The following is a 20,174-nucleotide window of genomic DNA, read 5'->3' as shown; positions in this document are numbered from 1 at the left end:
GAAGCTAAGCCCCATCGCGCCGAGAGTACTGCGGGGTCAGCCCGTGGGAGGCCAGGGCGCCGCTGACCGGTGGACGGCACCGAGCCGTGCGCTTGAATTGAGAAGGGGGAGGCCTCGCGGCCTCCCCTTTTTTTGCGTTTACACTTCACAATGTCGTTGCATTTCACCTGTAACCCGGTTGGGCTTATGGGTAATGAGCTTTTATTTAAAGACAATAAATCGAATCATAAGTGCAACTGCTATGACCACAATGATCAAAAGCAGGATTGTCAGTCGATGCTGCTTGCGTCGTTTATTTGACGAAACGAAGATTGATTTTCCCTGTTTTGGCGTTTCGAGATAACGAGCCGAATGCGTTAAGGTTTGCTTAGGTCGGGGACCTCTTTGCTGCCGAGTTATGGGCGTTTTCGTCGGGTCGTCATTGATTGCGCTGTTTTTTGATAACGGTGCATCTTTTAGATATACGGGATCGCCCGATGCGACGCCCATATGCTTACGTCCCGTTTGGGCATCCTCGAGCGTTTGATATCGATTTCTCGTCACATATTCGGGCTCTGCATCATTAATGGGCTCTTGCGAGATGTGGGGGCGATGGAACCGTGGCGGCTGCGTGGAAATATCTTCCCCCTGCGTCGGCATAAACATATTGTTCTGGTTTTGGTCGTCCATGATGCCCTTTAGCTCGTTACCAACAACGTGTACGCGCTCATTGTAAGCCCCTTGTAATTTGTAGCTGTGGACATACTCGTTATTTAAGCTCTGGTTCAAAGAACCTTAACCTTCCTAAAATCTTAGTGCTACACACTTAGATATGCTTATGGTACTGGACTCAAAAAACTTTATAGTCGATGTATATATGAGCATCGGGTGGGCATATATAAGAGCGTCAAAAGAAGTCCCAGTCACCTGGAAGATGACTCGGCAGTCCTATAAAGGAGTGGTAAACATGGCAAGCATGGTTCCTTATCGTTCGGTTTTTGGCGTTCGTCCCTCTGCAAGCTCGCTGTTCGATCTGTTTGATGATATGAGCGACCTAGCGAACAGCTCGATTGCCTCTAAGGCGTTCCCCGTTGACGTTGAGGATAAGGGCGATGGCTATGAGGTTAAGGCTTATCTGACCGGCGTCGCCAAGGACGATATCGATGTCGAGCTTAACGAGGGCCGTCTGTCCATTAGCGTGAATGTCGAGGAAGACGAGGAGAACGAGGGTAAGAACTTCCTGCAGAAGGAGTTCAGCTCGTACAGCGCGACGCGTGGCGTGTATCTTAAGGACGCTTCGAGCGAGGGTCTCTCGGCTAAGTACGCTGACGGCATCCTTACCGTTACGGTTCCCAAGATCGTCGAGAAGAAGAACGTTACGAAGATCTCCATCGACTAGCTTCGTTGGTGTTCTTCGCTATTAAATGACAACAAAAGGGGCTGGGAAGCGATTCCCGGCCCCTTTTGCTGTTTAGGACAGTCTATTGAATGGTTGCTGGCCGATACTGGCTTGCGGGGCGTATCGAGAGATTTCGCGATCCTTGGAGAAGGGTGGCGGAGCTGCCGACCTCGTCATCCAGGGTTGCGGCTAGAGCTTTGGCATAGTTTTTGACGGTAAGACTCGGGCGATTGTTATCTTGGCTGATATGCATGGCAATGAGCTGTTCGGTGCGATCGGTAACAAGCTCGCGTGCGGCTTCGGCGGCCTGATCGTTGGACAGATGCCCTTTTGTAGATAGGATGCGCTCCTGAAGAAAGCGGGGATATTCTCCCTCGCGCAGCATGGTCACATCGTGGTTGCTTTCGAGCGCGAGGACTCGACAATCTTTGAGGGTGTTCATGGCCTGGCTCGATAGCTCTCCGGTGTCGGTGGCAAAGCCGATGGAATCATCGAGGGCGTCGAATCGATAGCCGACTGGATTTATGACATCGTGTGATGTTGAGTAGGTTTGCACCTGGATGCCGGCAATGGATAGGGTGTCACCGGGATCGAATTCCTCGACAGACAGATGCGAAAGATTTTCTTTGCTCGAAAGTGTGCCCCTGCTGGCAAAGAGGGGGCCGTGCCAGTGCTTGCACCAGACATCGAGGCCCTTGATGTGATCGGTATGCTCATGAGTAATGAGAAGAGCCGAGACGTTGTCTGCCGAGAGTCCCAGTTCTGTCATGCGCTTTAATGTCTCGCGGCGAGAAAGACCGTCGTCAATCATGATGAGCCCCCGGGGGCCTTCGATGAGCGCGCAGTTGCCTTTTGAGCCGCTGCCAAGGATATGAAGGTGCAGACGAGACATAAGATTCCAAAGGATACAATGGGTGCGAACGAATAGAGGAGGAAGCAAATGCCAACGGTATCTCAGCATTATGGACACCATGCTGCATCGTGGGCTGATGATAAAGCTCTGGCAACGCGGCAGACGGCTGCCCCCGTGGTGCTCATGGTATCAGGTGGCGCGGACTCGACGGCTTTGCTCCTTATGGCGTGCACATCAAAGTTGGATATTCAGGATGGGCGTGGTGTAGCTCCCATCGCGCGCGAGCGACTGCACGTGCTGCATGTGAACCATCATCTGCGCGGTGAGGCATCCGATGGCGACGAGGCCTTTGTGCGCGGCCTATGCGCACAATATGGCTTGCCGCTGTGTGTTGAGCATGCCTATTTTGATGATGAATCGGGCAATATCGAGGCGGCTGCCCGCGAGGTGCGCTATGCCGCGGCGCGGAGGTATGTCCGCGAGCTCTGCGACCAGACGGGGGCACCGCGAACGGCGGCTCGTATCTGCACTGCGCACACGTCTTCTGATCGGGCGGAAACGTTTTTGATGAACGCGATTAAGGGTTCGGGCCCCGCTGGCCTATCGAGCATTCCTCGCCGGAGGAACATCGTGGTGCGTCCCTTGCTCGACCTGACTCATGATGAGCTCGTGGGCTATCTGCAGGTGCATGGTCAGCCGTGGCGAGAGGACGAGAGCAACGAGGACGTGTCGTACTTGCGTAACTACGTGCGCCATCGAGTGATGCCGGTGGTGGCGCAGCGCAACGCGAGCGTCTGCAAGACGATTGGCGCCGCCTGCGAGATCTTAGGCGATGAGGATGCCTTTCTTTCCCAGCTTTCCGCACAGGCGTTTCGAAGCTGCCTGCGTAAGGAGGCGGTGGGCGCACTGGTCCTCGACGCTCGCCGACTGGCCGCGGCCGAGGTGGTGATTGCTCGGCGCATGGTGCGACTGGCAATTAAGCGTATCGACCCCGACGCTCGCCCGGAGATGCGGCATGTGGAGCGCGTGCTCGCCTGTGTCGCCGAGGGCTCGGGTTCGGTCACGCTGCCGGCGGGAATCGATGCGCGCGTGGAGTTTGGCATGCTGTCATTCAAGGCCCCGGCGGCGCGCGAGGGGTTAGTTGCCGATTGGGTCACCATTCCCGGTCGATTGCCGCTGGGGGCGGGCCGCATCCTGGTGGCAGAGCCGATGGCTGTGGAGCCGGGGTGTGATATTGTGCGCCGTGCCCGCGAACTTGCGGGTGCCGGAGGGGTGGTCGCTATGGTGGATGCCGCGACGCTGGGCTTTGCCGATCGCGATAGCGAACGGATGCTCGCCGGCTCGCGCGGGGAGATTCCCGCCGAGGCGCGTTTGGCGCGTCTGTGGGTAGACGGTCCCGTGCCGGGGGATGTGATGTGTCCGTTGGGCATGAGTGGGCGAAGTAAGAAGGTATCCGACCTACTCAACGAGGCTCGTATTCCCGTTTCTGAGCGCGCAGGCGTTCCCGTGGTGAGAACGGCTCCGGGAGGTGCCGTGGTATGGGTCGCAGGCGTTCGCACGGACGAACGTTTTAAATGCACGGCCGCAACGCGCGTGGCGTATCTGCTTCGTGTGGTCGATGCGGAATAGCGTCCCACGCCAGCTATTCTGTGCGACGTTGACGGTATTCCCGCGCTGATGGCGTACGGGCTGGAAAATATACCCCGTGCGCTGCTAGAATGTGAAGTTCGCGTCCATACGGCGGTGTGTGGGCGATAAGCACAAGAAAGGGTTGTCATGGCTTCTCAACATCCGGATATCGAGAAGGTTCTGTTTACGCAGGAGGATATCGACGGTATCGTCTCTCGCCTAGGCGAGCAGATTACTCGTGACTACGCGGGTAAGGATCTGGTGCTGATTGCGGTCCTGCGCGGCGCCGTGGTCTTTATGGGCGACCTGATGCGCAAGATCGAGCTGCCGACCAACATCGATTTCATGGCTGTTTCGAGCTATGGCGACGGCGTGAAGTCCTCGGGTATCGTGCGTATCATTAAGGACCTGGATATCGACATCCGCGGTCGCGACGTGCTGATCGTCGAGGACATTCTGGACTCGGGCCTGACGCTCAAGTATCTGATGAAGAACCTCGAGAGCCGCAAGCCCGCTTCGCTGGAGGTCGCTGCCTTCCTGTGGAAGGACGTTGAGGACCGCACCTCGGCCATCACGCCCAAGTATGTTGGAACCCATTGCCCCGATGCCTTTGTGGTGGGCTACGGCCTCGACTATGCCGAGCGCTATCGTAACCTTCCGTATCTGGGCATTTTGAAACCGGAGGTTTATTCGTAAGATGCCCGACGACCGTAACGATAACAATTCCCAGACTCCCCGGGAGCCTAAGATCCCGGGGATGCCCGGAGGCAAGAAGCCCACGCGTACGGGCTGGCTGTATTTTATTTTGGCTTGCGCGCTTCTGGGCTACGCCTTCTTTAACATGGGCTCCGGCTTTGCCAATTCTAGCAATACCGTAAAGCTCGCGACGAGCGAGATGGTGAGCGCCATCAAGCAGGATCGCGTCGAAGATCTGACCTATACGGTTCAAGACGGAAGCGTGACGGGTCATTACTGGAAGACGAAGAAGGACAAGGGCGATACGAGCGAGCTCAAGAGCTTCTCCTCGACCTATGTCGGCTCCGATTCGCTTGCCGAGCTCATGGCGGAACACCCCGATACCAAGTACATCGTCAACACCAATGACCCCGATTTTTGGGGCGACTTGGCGATGAGCGTGCTTCCGACGATCGCCCTGATCGCCATCATGTTCTACTTTATGCGCCAGATGATGGGCGCCAACAACAGGAACATGCAGTTTGGCAAGACCAACGCCAAGACCAACGAGGCCACGCGCCCCAAGGTCAAGTTTGAGGACGTTGCCGGCGTGGACGAGGCAGTCGAGGAGCTCGAGGAGATCCGTGACTTTTTGAGCGATCCGGACCGCTATCGCAAACTGGGCGCCAAGATCCCGCGTGGCGTGTTGCTGGTGGGCCCTCCGGGCACCGGTAAAACGCTGCTGGCCAAGGCCGTTGCCGGCGAGGCGGGCGTGCCGTTCTTTAGCATCTCGGGTTCCGACTTTGTCGAGATGTTCGTGGGTGTCGGCGCCAGCCGTGTGCGCGACCTCTTTAAGGAGGCCAAGTCCCAGGCCCCGTCGATCATCTTCATCGATGAGATCGATGCTGTGGGACGTCAGCGCGGAGCTGGCTTGGGCGGCGGTCACGACGAGCGCGAGCAGACGCTCAACCAGCTGCTGGTCGAGATGGACGGTTTTGAGGAGAGCGAGTCGGTCATCCTGATTGCTGCGACCAACCGTCCTGACATCCTGGATCCGGCGTTGCTGCGCCCCGGTCGTTTTGACCGTCAGGTTACGGTTGACCGTCCGGATGTGAAGGGCCGCGAGCAGATCTTGCGCGTGCATGCCGAGAACAAGCCGATGGACGAGGACGTGAAGTTTGAGAAGCTCGCCCAGATGACCGTTGGCTTCACCGGCGCCGATCTGGCAAATCTGCTCAACGAGTCTGCGCTGCTGGCTGCCCGCCGCCATCGTTCCGTGATCTCGATGGACGAGGTCGAGGAATCGATGGAGCGCGTGATTGCCGGTCCGCAGCGCAAGGGTCGCGTGATGACCGAGGCCGAGCGCACCACGATCGCCTACCACGAGAGCGGCCACGCCCTGGTGGGTCACATCCTGGAGCATTCCGATCCGGTTCACAAGATCTCGATCGTCAGCCGCGGCCAGGCGCTGGGCTACACGCTGCAGCTTCCGCAGGAGGACCACTTCCTCAAGACCAAGAACGAGATGCTCGACGAGCTTGCCGTGTTCTTGGGCGGTCGTGTTGCCGAGGAACTCATGTGCGACGATATCACGTCGGGCGCGAGTAACGATCTGGAGCGCGCGACCAAGATGGCACGCGAGATGGTCACGCGCCTGGGCATGAGCGAGGAACTGGGCACGCAAGTGTTTGGCGAGGCGCAGCACCAGGTATTCCTGGGACGCGATTACGCCGATCATCAGGATTACTCCGAGGAGACGGCGCGCCGCATCGATATCGAGGTTCAGCGCATTATGCGTGAGGCCCATCGTCGTGCGGCCGAGATTTTGGATGCCCGTCGCGATCAGCTTGACCTGATGGCGAAGGTGCTGCTTGAGCGTGAGACCGTCGAGGGTGACGCCGTAAACGCCCTGCTCGACAACAAGTGGGACGCCTACCTTGAGCGTGAGGGCGATATCCTGGCGGCCAAAGAGGAGCGCAACGCTAAGGCGGCCGGCATGCCGACCAAGAAGCGTGCGCCTCGCATGAGCGAGGAGGAGCTGGCGGCTGATGCCGCGGCATTTGCGCAGGCGGCTATGCAGGAGGATGCCGAAGCCACATCCGAGACTGCCGATGATGACCGTGCCGTCAATGCCGGTGCCGACACCGACGACGACAAATAGTCTTTGTGGTGAAAGCCTCCGCGGGGAAACCTGCGGAGGCTTTTTCTTTTTGTTGATTGGGGACAGACTTAAATGAGCGTTTTCACGCATTTAAGTCTGTTCCCAATCAACATTGCTGCGGCGCTTTGCTCGGCTAAAGCGTACAATAGCGCCTATGCGAAAGGGGAACAGATGATCAACGAAACTATGTATGCTCGCGGTGCGGAAAGCTCCATCATCCGCGAGATTTTTAGCTATGGCCTTGAGCGCAAGGCGCAGATTGGTGCGGAAAATGTATTCGATTTTTCGCTGGGTAACCCGAGCGTTCCGGCGCCCGCTGCCGTGGCGGAGTCCATTAAGAAGGCCTTGGAGCTGCCGAGTGACCAGCTGCACGGATACACGCCCGCACCGGGCCTGCCGCAGTGCCGTACCGCCGTGGCTGAGTCGCTCAACCGCCGCTTTGGTACGAGTTATGAGGGCAAGGATGTCTTTATGACCGTGGGCGCCGCGGCTTCGCTCACCTGCACGCTCAACGCCGTTACGAACCCGGGCGATGAGGTTATCGTCATTGCACCGTACTTCCCGGAGTATCGCGTGTGGATTGAGAAAGCCGGCTGTACGTGTGTCGAGGCGCTCGCCAATGAAGATACGTTCCAGCTGAGTGTGGACAACGTGCTCAAGGCGATTACCGATAAGACGACTGCCGTCATCATCGACTCGCCGAATAACCCGACCGGCGCCGTGTATACGCGCGACACGCTGACGCGACTGGCCAGTGTTTTACGCGAGGTCAACGCCAAGCGCGATCCCGAGAACCCGATTATGCTCATCTCGGATGAGCCGTATCGCGAGATTGTCTATGGCGCCGAGGTGCCTTGGGTGCCTTCGATCTACGAGCACACCATCGTGTGCTACTCGTATTCCAAGTCGCTGTCGCTGCCGGGCGAGCGCGTGGGTTGGATTTTGGTTCCCAACACCAATCCGCAGGCTGCGCGTCTGATGCCGGCTGTTGCGGGTGCCGCCCGTACGCTGGGCTTCGTGTGCGCGCCGGCGCTCTTCCAGCGCGTAATTATCGACTGCATCGATGAGCCGAGTGACGTTGAGGCCTATGCACGCAACCGCACCGCGCTTACCGATGCACTAGCGGAGTACGGCTACACCTATGTTGAGCCGGATGGTGCATTCTACCTGTGGGTGAAGGCGCTGGAGCCCGATGCGAACGCTTTCTGCGAGCGCGCGAAGAAGTATGAGCTGCTCGCGGTGCCCTCGGACAGTTTTGGTATGCCGGGCTGGTTCCGCTTGGGCTACTGTGTGAGCTACAAGACTATTGTTAACTCACTGCCCGCCTGGAAGCAGCTGGCCGACGAGTATCGTTAAAAGTAAAGCGCTCTGCTTACAATGTTTTACGTGAAACGGGGTTTGGTTTAAAGCCAGACCCCGTTGTCTGTGCCGTTGTGTGGTTGGGATGAAGCAGTTTTACGACTGCCGAAAGCTATGCGTACAATGAATATACGCGACGGCCATACCGGATAAGGAGACCCGATGCCCTACCTTCTTTCTTGTGATATTCATACTCATACGCTGTTCTCCGCGCACGCGTACTCAACCATTGAGGAGAATGTGTACTGGGCGGCGGAACGTGGCCTGCAGGTGCTCGGATCTGCCGACCATCTGAGCTCTATGGTTACGGCTTGCCCCAACGACCTGCGCAGTTTCCAGTTCTTTATTAACCAGGATATCTGGCCGCGCATTTGGAGCGGCGTGCTGGTGCTTCGCGGCGCCGAGGTCGATATCGTTTCGCTGGACGGAAGCTTGTTTGGCGAGGACATTCCCGTGTCGCTCGATATTGCCGGCGATTCGTACAGTCGCCAGCATTCGCTGTTCGATTTGGTGACGCGTAATTTGGATTATTTGGTGGCAAGCGTGCATAATCCACAGTTTGCCGAAGGCGCGACGCTCACCCAAACGACCCAGATGTACATCAATGCCCTGGAGCACCCCAAGGTGTTCATGCTTGGGCATACGGGTCGTTCGGGCGTGCCGTTCGATATCGATGAGGTGCTGCTGGCGGCCAAGGCCAAGCACAAGATCATTGAGATCAATAACCATAGTCTTGAGCACGGTGCCGACACTGAGCATTGGGCCGTATGCCGCAAGATTGCCGAGCGCTGCGCCGAGCTGGGCGTGGGTATTGGTGTGTCGACCGATGCCCACATTGGTATGGCCATTGGCAAGCTCGAGCACGCCCGCAAGTTGCTCGACGAGATTCACTTCCCGCTGGACCTGATCGTGACGCGCGACCGCGAGACGCTGCTGCGCGAGATGGCGGCAGCCGGCGTATGCGACCTGCGCAAGGGGATGTAACGAGACTCATATGCCCAATGAAAGGGGGCGGTCCAGGCGGGCCGCCCCCTTTCCCGTGCCGGAGAATTAGCGGCGCTCGAGGACCGCGACGGTCTCGGTGTGGTCGGTATGAGGGAACATGTCGACCGGCGTGATCTTGAGCAGGCGATAGCCACCGTCGAGGAGCTGGTGTAGGTCGCGCTCTTGGGTCACGGGATTGCAGCTGATATAGGTGATGCGGCGCGGCTTAAGTGCGCAGGCGGCCTCAAGAAACTCGGGCGTTGAGCCGGCGCGCGGCGGGTCGATGGAGAGGACGTCGACGCGCTCGTTGTTATCGGCGGCATCTAGGATGTAGTCGGTGGCATCGTCGGCCATAAACCAAGCGCTGCGGGTGAGGCCGTTGAGCTCGGCATTGCGACGTGCGTCGGCAATGCCCGCCGGGTTGCGCTCCACGCCGAGCAGCATAATGCCGACACCTCTGTCCCGGGCATCCTTCGCGGCGCACAGACCGATGGTGCCGCTGCCGCAGTAAGCGTCCATAAGAATGTCACCCTGCTGCAGGTCCATGCCGTCAATCGCGAGCTGATAGAGTAGCTCGGTCTGCTGCGGATTGGTCTGATAGAACGCGGTAGGGGAGATATCGAATTCGCAACCGAGCAGCTGGTCGCGCATGCACTCGGCGCCATAGACGATACGAGTCTCCTCACCCAAGATGGCGTTACCGGGACGGCCGTTGATATTTTGGGCAACGGTGACGATATGCGGATCGAGCGCCGCGACGGCCTCAAAGAACTCCTGCGCATGCGGTAAGTCACGCTGGGCGGTCACGAGCGTAACCATGACCTGGTCGGTACGCCAACCGCAGCGGACGACGGCATAGCGAAGCAAACCAAGATGCTTGTCCTCATTAAAGGCGGGAATATGCAGACGCTCAGCTTCGCGTGCGATGCCGTTGAGAATCTGACGGGCACCCGGCGCCTCGACAGGACACTCGGGTACGGCAACGATCTTGTGCGTGCCGCGCTCAAAGAAACCGCAACGGACAGCGCCCTCCTTACCGGGAGCAAAGGGAGTGGCAGCCTTATGGCGAAAGCCACGCGGCGCAGGATATTTACCCGGGTCGCCCAGGGTGACGCCCATACCGCGAATAGGATCAACGGCGATACCCTCACGCTCACAAAGCGAAGAAAAAAGCTCCTCCATAGCAGCTTGCTTGGCTGCCAACTGCTTTTTATAAGGACGATTGAGCGCCGTGCACCCACCGCAAGATTTCATGATCGAACAGGGAGACTTGGGGTCCACAGCCTTACGTGCAGACGAAACCGGATCTTTATGCGGGCGCTTGGTGCGAGTCTGAGGTGACTTGTCCTCACCCCGACGAGAGCCGGGACGCTTGGCCTTAGCTCTGCTCTTGGTCGATTTGCTTTTTGCAGTTTTGGAAGACTTGGATTTCGTAGAAGATTTCTCCTCCTTCGACCCCTCAGCCGCCTCCACCAAAGCACGACGAGCCCTACGCTCCGCACGAGATTCTGCCATGAATTAACCCCACTAATTTATAAATTTAAAGCCACAAGCATTGTACCGTGCCAAGCCAACAGACGATATGCAAGCGGTTTATTGGTATCAGTGATAGGTACAACGATGATTGCCCGCTGGGCTCCGGGGCGGGGGTTAAGTTTATCGCGAGTTCCGCACGAACAGGAGGCCACTTAATGTGGCCTCCGTCGTGAGCAGGACTGTAGAGCAGGAAACTTAACCCCCGCCCCGGAGCCCAGCGGGCAAACCCTCCCTTGTACTCCATCTCACTAAAGTGTATGATTCTGAACGTTACATGATTCACTTTACCTAACTAAAGTGCTACCAAGGGGGATACCATGAATGCCGATATGTCTCGTCGTCAGTTTGTTGGTCTAGCCGGCTCACTCGCTACGGTTCTAGGCCTTGGCCTGGTTGGCTGTGGCGGTGCCGATAAGGGCACTGCTGCCGGTTCTGCCGCAGCCAAGGACATGAAGGGTGCTGCGGAGTCCAAGAAGCTCGTGGTGGGCTTTGACAAGTCCTATCCTCCGTACGGCTTTGTAGGCGACGATGGCGAGTACACCGGCTTTGACCTCGACCTTGCCAAGGCCGTTGCCGACAAGCAGGGCTGGGATGTTGAGTATGAGGCCATCGACTGGGACGCCAAGGACACGCTGCTCAACTCGGGTGCCATCAACTGCATCTGGAACGGCTTTACCATGGAGGGCCGCGAGGACGACTACACGTTCTCCGAGCCTTATATGCTTAACGAGCAGGTGCTCGTGGTCAAGAAGGACGCGGGTATCAAGAGCTGGGACGATCTTGCCGGCAAGACCGTGATTACGCAGACTGATTCCGCTGCACAGGATGTGCTCGAGGGCGACCAGAAGGATCTGGCCGCGACGTTTGCCACGCTCGATACCATCGGTGAGTACAACACGGCATTTATGCAGCTCGAGAGTGGTGCAGTCGATGCCGTTGCCTGTGACCTCTCGATCGCTCAGTATCAGCTTGCCGCCAAGCCCGATGCCTATACGCAGCTCGACAAGCCGCTGTCCAGCGAGCACTACGCCGTTGGCTTTAAGAAGGGCGACACCAAGTCCGCCGATGCCGTGACCGAGTCGCTCAAGGCGCTCTACGAGGATGGCACGGTCAAGGACCTCTGCGATAAATATTCAAGCTATGGTCTATCTTTCGATAATTGGGTGCTCAAGTAATGTCTATCCAAGTAATGATGCAGATGCTCGGCCAGGGTTTCTTGGTCAGTTTGCAGTTGTTTGTGCTGACGCTGTTGGGGTCGATTCCGCTGGGAATCCCCGTGGCGTTCATGCGCATGAGCAAAATTGCGCCGCTTCGCTGGATCGCGCGTATCTATATTTCGGTGATGCGTGGCACGCCGCTCATGCTACAGATGTTCGCCATCTACTTTGCTCCGTACTACGTGTTCGGCATCTCGCTCACGCCCGATTCCAAATGGACGGCATGCGTCGTGGCGTTCATCATCAACTACGCCGGCTACTTTGCCGAGATCTATCGCTCGGGTTTGCAGTCCATTCCGCGCGGTCAATACGAGGCTGCCGAGGTGCTGGGCTATTCGCGCGTGCAGACGTTTCTGTATATCGTGATGCCTCAGGTCGCCAAGCGTATTCTGCCGGCGATGGGCAACGAGATCATCACGCTGGTCAAGGACACGTCGCTGGCGTTTGCCATTGGCGTGGGCGAGATGTTCTCGACGGCCAAGGCCCTGGTTGCCTCGCAGGTGAGCATGGTACCGTTTGCGATCGCGGCGCTGATTTACTGGGTCTTTAACTTTGTGGTCGAGATGCTGCTGGGCGCCGCCGAAAAGAAGCTGGACTATTATCATGACTAGATCGTTCCGCCGTTCTAACGAACGGCGGACTGCTCGACGCTGCGCGTGTGCCTGACGGCCAATCTGCTCCTCAAACCGTCGCTTGCGTACAGAAGTACGCGGCGCTCCTCTTTCGGAGCACATTGTCTCGCCAGTCACACGCTCGCTGTCTTTTTAAACACATGGAGGTTCCCGTGTCCGGAACGGTAATGAATATAGCGAACGCGCGCAAGGCGTTTGGCGGCAATGAGGTGCTCAAGGATATCTCGCTTGAGGTGAAGCGTGGCGAGGTCGTGGCGATTATCGGGCCTTCGGGTGGCGGCAAGTCCACGCTGCTGCGGTGTGCCACGCTGCTCGAGACACTCGACGGAGGCTCGCTCTCGTTTGGTGACCTTGCCGTTGCGACGGATGCGGGTTCGGGCGCAGTCTATGCGAAGGGCGATGTGCCCAAGCGGGCACGCTCGCGATTCGGCCTGGTGTTCCAAAATTACAACCTGTTCCCGCACTATACCGTGATGAAAAACATCATCGACGCGCCGATCCGCGTGCTCAAGCGCCCGCGCGAGCAGGCGGAAGCTCGTGCGCGCGAGTTGATCGCGCAGATGGGGCTTACGGGCAACGAGAACAAGGTTCCGTGTGAGCTTTCGGGCGGTCAGCAACAGCGCGTGAGTATTGCCCGCGCCCTGGCGCTCGATCCGGAAATCTTATTCTTTGACGAGCCAACCTCGGCACTCGATCCCGAGCTGACGGCCGAGGTGCTGCATGTCATTAAAGACCTTGCCGCGCAGAATATGACGATGGTAATCGTGACCCACGCGATGCAGTTTGCGCGCGATGTTGCCGACCGCGTGGTCTTTATGGATGGCGGCCGCATTGTCGAGGAAGGTCCTGCCGAGCAGGTCATCGACCATCCGCGTGAGCAGCGCACCCGTGAGTTCTTGAGCCGTATCGAGGGATAGGCTCAGGTATTTACTCAACTATTAATTGAGGTGAAGCCGTCGCAGGTCTTACGGTCTGTGGCGGCTTTTTGTTTGCATCGACGGGGTTCAATAATCGCCTCACAAGCTTGTCTCTTCCTCTCGCCGCCTGTATTCATACGTGCGCCGAAAGGTATGCATGGACGGCCGCCCGTGAGGGTAGGGTGGTGGCATAGGACATTTGGAGGGTGAGTCGGCTCGGTTGCCGACCATGCTGCTCCCGGGATGGCACCGACCGCGAACTCTCCCCGTTGGCGTCGCGCATTGCGCGCGGCCCTGCAAGGAGGTCATCATGGGTGCTCCCAAGACCGGCAATGTAAGGAACGTGGTGCTCGTAGGCCAAGGCGGGGTGGGCAAGACTTCACTCGCCGAGGCCATGCTCCACCTTTCCGGCAAGACCGCCCGCCTGGGCGGCCACGACGGCACCAAGCCCACGCTCGACTATGACCCTGAAGAGGTCAAGCGTTCATTCTCCATCTCGACGACCATCGCGCCGATCGACTGGAAGGGCGCGCGCATCAATGTGCTCGATGCCCCGTGCTACCCCGATTTTATCGGCGACGCCTTTGCCGCGATGAGCGTCTGCGAGACGGCTCTGTTTGTGGTCGACGCCGAGGCCGGCCCGCAGCCTACGACGGTTAAGCTCTGGTATGCCGCTGAGGACCTGCGCTTGGCGCGTGCGGTGTTCGTAAACCGCCTGTCGCGCTCCGAGGCCAGCTTTGCGACCACGATGGACCTGCTGCAGGAGCGCTTTGGCACGCGCCTGGGCGCCGTGACCCTTCCCTGGGGCGAGGGCGAGGACTTTGACGGCATCATCGACCTGGTGCGCATGAAGGCGCGCCATTGCAACGGCACCGAAGCCGTTGAGTCGGAGATTCCCGAGGAGTATCGTGCCCAGGCCGAGGAAGCCCATGACCATCTGTGCGAGCTGGTGGCCGAGACTGACGACGAACTGATGATGAAGTACTTGGAAGGCGAGGAGACGCTGACGCAGGAGGAGCTTGAAGGCCTGCTGTCGAAGGCGATCGCCGAGCGCGTCTTTGTGCCGGTCTTTGCGGGCGATTGCATTAAGGAGCAGGGCGTCAACTCGCTGATGGACGACATCGCCACATACTTCCCGGCGCCGACCGACTACGGCGAGATGCCGCTTATCGGCGGCGATTCGCTCAAGATCTCGAGTGACGATGACCGTCCGGTGGCGTTTGTGTTTAAGACGCTGGCCGATCCGCAGCAGGGTCGCATCAGCTTTATCAAGGTGCTGACGGGCACGCTTGAGCCGGGCCTTGAGCTGATCAACGCGCGTACCCGCAAGAGCGATCGTCTGGCCCACCTGTATGTGATGTGCGGCCGCGATATGACCGAGGTTGGCCACGCTTATGCCGGTGACATCATCGTGGCACCCAAGCTGGCGGCCGAGACGGGCGATACGCTCTCGATTACCGGCAAGGTCGAGGCTGCGGCGTTTAAGTTCCCCAACTCGCAGTACCGCATTGCCATCGAGGCCGAGAATCGCGGGGACGAAGAGAAGCTCTACACGTTTATTGAGAAGGCCTGCAAGGCCGATCCGACCATGAGCATCGATCGTGACGAGGAGACCGGCCAGACTATCATCTCCGCCGTGGGTGAGGCGCAGGTTTCGGTCCTGCTCAATCGCCTTGAGGATCGCACCAAGGTCGTGGCCAAGAGCGTGCCGATCCGCATCCCGTATCGCGAGACTATTCGCCGCACGGCAAGTGCCCAGGGTCGCCATAAGAAGCAGACAGGCGGCGCCGGCCAGTATGGTGACTGCTGGCTGCGCGTTGAGCCGCTCATTGGACCCGACGGCACGAGCGATGGCTATGAGTTTGTGGACGAGGTCGTGGGCGGTCGCATTCCGCGCTCGCTGATCCCCGCCGTGGACAAGGGCGTCCAGGAGACCATGAAGGACGGCATCATTGCCGGCTATCCGCTCACGGGCATTCGCGTGGCTGTGTACGACGGCTCGTATCACAGCGTCGACTCCAACGAGATGGCGTTCCGCGCGGCAGCTCGCATCGGCCTGCGCAAGGCGTGTGCCGATGCCGACCCGGTGGTGCTGGAACCCATCGAGGAAATCACGGTGACGATCCCCGAGAGCTACGCCGGCGCCGTGATGGGCGACATCTCGGCCTCGCGCGGTCGCGTGACGGGTATGGAGACCGATGAGCGCGGCGATACCGTGGTCATCGCCCAGGCGCCTCTCGCCGAGCTGACGGATTACTCGACGCGTCTGCGCTCTATCACGCGCGGCACGGGCGACTTTACCATGAAGCCTGCAGGCTACGAGCAGGTGCCTTATGACGTTCAGGCCAAGCTGGTTGAGCGCTATGAGGAGGGCCGCGCCAAGTAGCGTGTGACTTTGCCTGTAATATACATGCCGATGCAAGGGCCGCTCTGGGCAATCCAGGGCGGCCCCTTTTGATCCCTAGGGGGCGGAGGAAAACGGATCATGGTAGGTTTTGGGGCAGCTTGGTCGGCCCTAGTCTCCCGAGGCCTGATTGCGGCCGGTGGCGTAGTCGATCTGCACATGCGGCTGCAGGTTGTAGCAATATACGTGGAAACAGAGGGTCCTGCCGTGGTCCTCGACCGATTGCGCCTCAAGGCGCACGCCACGGCAGACGAGTTCCTCTTCGTTATACATGGGCGTGACGCGATAGAGAACATGGTTGCCCGTGTCGTGGATGTAGTTGAGAATCTGCTCTTCAAACGGTAGCATGCCCGTCTCGTTGAGATAGCGCGTGCCGGTGAGGAGATTCTTGCGATTGGCGTTTTCGCCGCAGAGCGACCAGGCGATAAGGTGGCAGCGGTTGTAGAGGCTCTGGCCCGGAATAAAGTCGTAGCGCTGCTGGCGCCAGCCGGCGGGGTGGATGCGCGAGATATCGCCGCGCTTGCCCTGGCCGAGCGATTCGGGGCCTACGCAGGCGAGCGCTTTGCGGGTGCGGCCCAAACTGTCGAGCTTGGAGAACTTCTTAAAGCAACCCTCTTCTGTAGCGCGCTCGTATTCATCGAGCGTGAATGATGGTGTGCCGAGCGGGTGCGTGCTGTCGGCGCGAAGGGCAACGTAGGGGTTGCCGGCGTAGTCGGGAATGCTGCTGAGATAAACACCGCGGGCGCGGTTGAGGTCGGGGTTTTCGACCTCGTCGATGGGGGTGGCGGCGCTGCCTGTGGAAGTGTCGTCACCGGTGTCAATTGCGGCGGATTCAGAGCCATCGTCGGAGTCCTCGGAGCTGGCTGTTCCCGATTCGAGCCGGGCGACCAGGTCTGCCTCGTTGCCGGTGCGCTTGGGACTCTCGTTTTGCTTCTCGGCCAGAGCTACCGCCTGTTCATCGCTTTGCGGCGACAGCAGCTTGGGAGCTCCGTCGAGCGATCCCGTAAACAGCGCAAACCCCAGCACCACGGCGGTGCCGATGGAAAGGACTTGCTTGTAGGCGGACTTGCGCGACATTGAGGCTCCTGGATGGACGGTTGGGAATCTACCAGTCTAGCAGGAGCCGCCGAGGGTCGTTCTATCGAACAAATACTCAAGATTTGGGATAGACGCTACAGATTCATTTGTCTCATATGGAGCTGCGGCAGTTGTTGATGTGGGGCTATTCGGCGTTTCCCCAGATAAAACCTGCCAAAATAAGCCTGTCCCTTTTTGGCAGGTTAATCGTGAGTTATTTCACCGCAGCTTAAGGTACGGTTGGGATGTGCGCACTTTAAAGAGAGGAACCCATGATTAGAGAGGTCGCGTTCGTCTCTCTAAATGTCTCTCTAAAATAAGATGCTTATCTCTCTAAAGTTAGAGAGATAAGCTATACTTTAGAGAGATAAATCTATCGTTTTAGAGAGACGGAATGCCAATGCTGCTGGATGAACCTCTTGGCCTTATTGTTGAGCGCCTTCGCAGGCGGGGGACTGATGACGCATCGGTAGAAGTTAAAGCCTGCACGAATAAATTGAGCGCAGACGTATGGGAGACAGTGAGCGCTTTTGCGAACACTGCGGGTGGGCTCATTATTTTGGGCCTGAACGAAGCCGAAGGATTTGTTCCTTCGGCTAACTTTGCTATCGATAGGGTGCGCGATCAGTTTGTTTCGGGTATCGGAGACGGAGGCTCAGCGGCAGTGGTGACCCATGCGCCGCGGTACGAGCTTGATCGAGGCGAGGTCGACGGGCTCCAGGTGCTTCTGGTGCGCATCTTTGAACTTGAGCTTAAAGCGAAGCCTTGCTATATCGGCGCGCGCGGCGTGCAGAACGGTAGCTACAAGCGCGTGGATGATAAAGATATCAAGATGTCACCCGCTGAGCTATATGAGCTGCAGAGTGCGTTGCTTCCGAGCGATGCAGACGGCACGGTGGTTTCGGAGGCAACGGTCGAGGATTTGGATCCAGATGTCGTGCGGTCTATTATCGCAAATCGCCGGCTGCAGACCCCGCGCGTTTTGCGCGGGGCCGATACGCTGGAAAAGCAGCTGGTCAGACTCAATATCACTACAAAGGATGGTGCCGTGAAGCTCGCGGGGCTTCTGTCGGCGGGAATTTACCCCCAGCAGTTCTATCCCAAACTGATGATCGATGTCGCCGTTCATTCCGATGTGGAAAAATCTGCACCCGGGCAACCCCGGTTTATTGACCGCCAGTTGTGCGATGGCCCGATTCCGGCTTGCATCGAAGATGCCCTTGCCGCGATTGGACGAAACTTGCGCAAAGCGACGATAGTGCAAGGCGCTGGCAGAAGGGAGGATTGGGAAGTTCCCCAGGAGGTTTTGCGCGAGGCCTTGGCAAATGCCTGCATCCATCGAGAATATTCGCCCGTGTTTGTGGGGCAGGCCGTGAGTGTCGATATCTATCCAGACAGAATAGAGATCAAAAACCCTGGCGGGCTTTGGGGCGGAAAGACGGTGGACAATCTTGCAGACGGGGAATCGCGCTGCCGAAACCCAAAGCTCATGAGCCTAATGGGGGCGACGCCGTTAGAGCATGCCGAGGGGGCCGTTGCGGAAAGCCAGGGATCTGGTATCCCGGCTATGATTCGCGAGATGGAGTCTCGTTCGCTTGGCAGGCCGAAATTTATCGTTAAGGCTGATTCGTTTACGGTGCTGCTTTCCCGGCACGGGGCGGAGCTTGCTGAAAACCGCACGTGGATTCAGAGCCATGTGGGCGCCGAGCTGACGGATCGCGAAGAAACATTGCTCATGTTTATGCGGGAGCATGGGTGCGTATGCGATGTTCAAAAAATACGAGAGGCCCTGAAGTGGGATTCGGATGACATTCGTCTGATCTGCGGGGACCTTGTCGATAAACATGTCCTGTCAAAATGTGGCAAAGACACGTTTGAGATTATCGATATGAGCAGAGAACCGTCAGCTTCGACAGCGGATAGGATCCTGGAGGCTCTCAGCGCCGAAGTGGATATGACGGCGCGAGAAATAGCGGTTGCATCGGGGGTCAAAATTTCGTCCGTCCGCTACCATCTGCCAAAAATGGCGGATAAAGGGCTCATCGAAGTAATGGGTTCATCGACGAGCCGCAACCGCCGCTATCGGAAGAAGTAGATGCAGCCGAGTCGCCCCTCTTGTGTCTCTCGAAGTTAGATGGGTGCTAGGGGGGCGACTGCCTCGCGATATTTCCCCAGATAAAACCTGCCAAAACAAACCTGTCCCTTTTTGGCAGGTCAGTTAACGCAGCGCAGGTTGAGCATATGCGAGCGAGCGGGCTCCGGGTGCGGCAAGGTGACGTGAAACAAGCGGGCGCTGACCTTTTGGTCGCGCCCGTGAAGTTGAACGTCAGATTGCCGTGCCCGGAGCCCGTGCAGCGCCGAGCAGTTGCGCCGTTTGTAAAACGGCGCAACCTACAGGTTCATGTTGCCGTGGATGTAGGGGGTGACCTCAGGGGAGATATGGTCGCAGCCCAGCTCGCGCAGCGCGGACTCGATAACGGCGGGCAGCGGGGTCTTGCCCTTGTCGTCGATGGCGGCACCGCCGAGGGCGGCAATCTTGGCAACATCTGCGGGTGCGGCCTCGATATGCATGCAGCCGCTGATCAAGCGCGCGCGTACCTGTGCCAGATCAAGATCGTGCAGGTAATCCTCGCAGGCGCGGATTAAATCGACCTTCTCGCGCGTAAGCTCCTCGCCCGTGGGAACGCGCGTGGCAAGACATGCTCCCGCCGGCAGGTTCCAAACGGGATAGCCCCATGCGCGCAGCAGCTCGCGCTCTTCGTCCTTGGTAAAGCCGACCTCCATAAGGGGTGAGCGTACGCCGAGCTCTTCTGCCGCACGCATGCCGGGGCGGTAGTCACCGCGATCGCTTGCATTGCTGCCATCGATGACGGTGGGAAAGCCGAGCGACTTGGCGTGGTTGACGATGGCGGTAAAGCCGGCGTGCTTGCAGTGGTAGCAGCGATTGGCATCGTTGCAGGCTACCTGGGGGAGCTGCAGCTGATCGACCGAAAGATTGAGCACGGGGAGCTTAAAATGCGGCCCCTCATTGGCCTGTCCATCAACGGACTGCTCAAACGAAGCCTGTTCGGGCGTGCCGATGAGCGGCGTGGTGAGATGGACGAGGAGGGTATTGGTAGGCATGATGCGGGCGCAGACCGCGGCCAAAAAGCTGCTGTCGACACCACCGGAAAAGCCGATGGCGACGCGTCCGTATGCCAAAAGCAGCTGCTCGAGTGCTGCGAGTTTGCCCTGAAGCTCCTCTGCGGGTGCGGCGGTGTCTGAAAGCATGAAAGTTCCTTACAGTTATTAAAGCTCGGATGAAACTATAATCCCACCGAGCTGCTTGTCATAAGACTTCCAGCTATGTAAC

At 58.4% G+C, this 20,174-nt stretch carries 16 protein-coding genes; 11 read left to right on the top strand and 5 right to left on the bottom strand.

Annotation, left to right across the window (positions count from 1 at the left end):
* Nucleotides 1–201: 201 nt before the first annotated feature.
* Entirely contained in the window at nucleotides 202–768 is a 567-nt protein-coding gene (locus AAA138_RS09175; RefSeq protein ID WP_349090577.1) for a hypothetical protein, read from the bottom strand.
* A gap of 178 nt (nucleotides 769–946) precedes the next feature.
* On the opposite strand from AAA138_RS09175, the gene AAA138_RS09170 reads away from it, so the two are divergent.
* Entirely contained in the window at nucleotides 947–1,378 is a 432-nt protein-coding gene (locus AAA138_RS09170) for an Hsp20 family protein (protein WP_035138719.1), read from the top strand.
* Between the two features lie 82 nt (nucleotides 1,379–1,460).
* Here the strand turns inward: AAA138_RS09170 and AAA138_RS09165 are convergent, their stop codons facing one another.
* Entirely contained in the window at nucleotides 1,461–2,270 is an 810-nt protein-coding gene (locus tag AAA138_RS09165; protein ID WP_349090576.1) for an MBL fold metallo-hydrolase, read from the bottom strand.
* A 48-nt stretch (nucleotides 2,271–2,318) separates the two neighbouring features.
* Here AAA138_RS09165 and tilS point away from each other — a divergent pair, with 48 nt between their 5' ends.
* The 5 genes from tilS (at nucleotide 2,319) to AAA138_RS09140 (ending at nucleotide 9,039) form a co-directional block, all read left to right on the top strand.
* Nucleotides 2,319–3,860 carry a tRNA lysidine(34) synthetase TilS gene (gene tilS / locus AAA138_RS09160; RefSeq protein WP_349090575.1) on the top strand — a complete coding sequence of 514 codons (1,542 nt, stop codon included), beginning with the start codon at nucleotides 2,319–2,321 and terminating at the stop codon, nucleotides 3,858–3,860.
* A 147-nt stretch (nucleotides 3,861–4,007) separates the two neighbouring features.
* The gene (gene hpt, locus AAA138_RS09155) at nucleotides 4,008–4,556 is read left to right on the top strand and encodes a hypoxanthine phosphoribosyltransferase (protein WP_117774133.1); all 549 of its coding nucleotides are present in this window, start codon (nucleotides 4,008–4,010) and stop codon (nucleotides 4,554–4,556) included.
* A 61-nt stretch (nucleotides 4,557–4,617) separates the two neighbouring features.
* Nucleotides 4,618–6,696 carry an ATP-dependent zinc metalloprotease FtsH gene (ftsH, locus tag AAA138_RS09150; protein ID WP_349090574.1) on the top strand — a complete coding sequence of 693 codons (2,079 nt, stop codon included), beginning with the start codon at nucleotides 4,618–4,620 and terminating at the stop codon, nucleotides 6,694–6,696.
* A 171-nt stretch (nucleotides 6,697–6,867) separates the two neighbouring features.
* Complete coding sequence (locus AAA138_RS09145) at nucleotides 6,868–8,052, top strand: pyridoxal phosphate-dependent aminotransferase (protein ID WP_349090573.1); 1,185 nt, start codon at nucleotides 6,868–6,870, stop codon at nucleotides 8,050–8,052.
* 165 nt (nucleotides 8,053–8,217) lie between these two features.
* Nucleotides 8,218–9,039, top strand: coding sequence for a phosphatase (locus AAA138_RS09140; RefSeq protein WP_349090572.1), 822 nt, complete (start codon nucleotides 8,218–8,220; stop codon nucleotides 9,037–9,039).
* A gap of 66 nt (nucleotides 9,040–9,105) precedes the next feature.
* Here the strand turns inward: AAA138_RS09140 and rlmD are convergent, their stop codons facing one another.
* Nucleotides 9,106–10,320 carry a 23S rRNA (uracil(1939)-C(5))-methyltransferase RlmD gene (rlmD, locus tag AAA138_RS09135; protein ID WP_349090578.1) on the bottom strand — a complete coding sequence of 405 codons (1,215 nt, stop codon included), beginning with the start codon at nucleotides 10,318–10,320 and terminating at the stop codon, nucleotides 9,106–9,108.
* Between the two features lie 572 nt (nucleotides 10,321–10,892).
* On the opposite strand from rlmD, the gene AAA138_RS09130 reads away from it, so the two are divergent.
* From AAA138_RS09130 to AAA138_RS09115, 4 genes are all read left to right on the top strand, one after another.
* A complete protein-coding gene (locus AAA138_RS09130; RefSeq protein ID WP_195622349.1) occupies nucleotides 10,893–11,750 on the top strand; it encodes a transporter substrate-binding domain-containing protein in 858 nt (285 codons plus the stop codon).
* Nucleotides 11,750–12,403, top strand: coding sequence for an amino acid ABC transporter permease (locus AAA138_RS09125; RefSeq protein ID WP_006235606.1), 654 nt, complete (start codon nucleotides 11,750–11,752; stop codon nucleotides 12,401–12,403). Before AAA138_RS09130 ends, AAA138_RS09125 begins: the two co-directional genes overlap by 1 nt.
* Before the next feature lie 173 nt (nucleotides 12,404–12,576).
* Nucleotides 12,577–13,341, top strand: coding sequence for an amino acid ABC transporter ATP-binding protein (locus AAA138_RS09120; protein WP_349090571.1), 765 nt, complete (start codon nucleotides 12,577–12,579; stop codon nucleotides 13,339–13,341).
* Between the two features lie 310 nt (nucleotides 13,342–13,651).
* A complete protein-coding gene (locus tag AAA138_RS09115) occupies nucleotides 13,652–15,727 on the top strand; it encodes an elongation factor G (protein WP_349090570.1) in 2,076 nt (691 codons plus the stop codon).
* Between the two features lie 129 nt (nucleotides 15,728–15,856).
* Here the strand turns inward: AAA138_RS09115 and AAA138_RS09110 are convergent, their stop codons facing one another.
* On the bottom strand, nucleotides 15,857–16,822 hold the full coding sequence (locus tag AAA138_RS09110) for a DNA/RNA non-specific endonuclease (protein ID WP_349090569.1): 966 nt from the start codon (nucleotides 16,820–16,822) through the stop codon (nucleotides 15,857–15,859).
* Between the two features lie 400 nt (nucleotides 16,823–17,222).
* Between AAA138_RS09110 and AAA138_RS09105 the strand changes: the two genes are divergently transcribed.
* Nucleotides 17,223–18,917, top strand: coding sequence for an ATP-binding protein (locus tag AAA138_RS09105; protein ID WP_349090568.1), 1,695 nt, complete (start codon nucleotides 17,223–17,225; stop codon nucleotides 18,915–18,917).
* A 296-nt stretch (nucleotides 18,918–19,213) separates the two neighbouring features.
* Here the strand turns inward: AAA138_RS09105 and AAA138_RS09100 are convergent, their stop codons facing one another.
* Nucleotides 19,214–20,092 (bottom strand): ATP-dependent sacrificial sulfur transferase LarE, encoded by an 879-nt coding sequence (locus AAA138_RS09100; RefSeq protein ID WP_349090567.1) that lies wholly within the window; start codon nucleotides 20,090–20,092, stop codon nucleotides 19,214–19,216.
* Nucleotides 20,093–20,174: the final 82 nt, after the last annotated feature.

Source organism: Collinsella sp. CLA-JM-H32B (assembly GCF_040098065.1).
Lineage (GTDB): Bacteria > Actinomycetota > Coriobacteriia > Coriobacteriales > Coriobacteriaceae > Collinsella.
The sequence above is the reverse complement of the archived record's forward strand: the minus strand, read 5'-3'. Positions and strand labels throughout refer to the sequence as shown.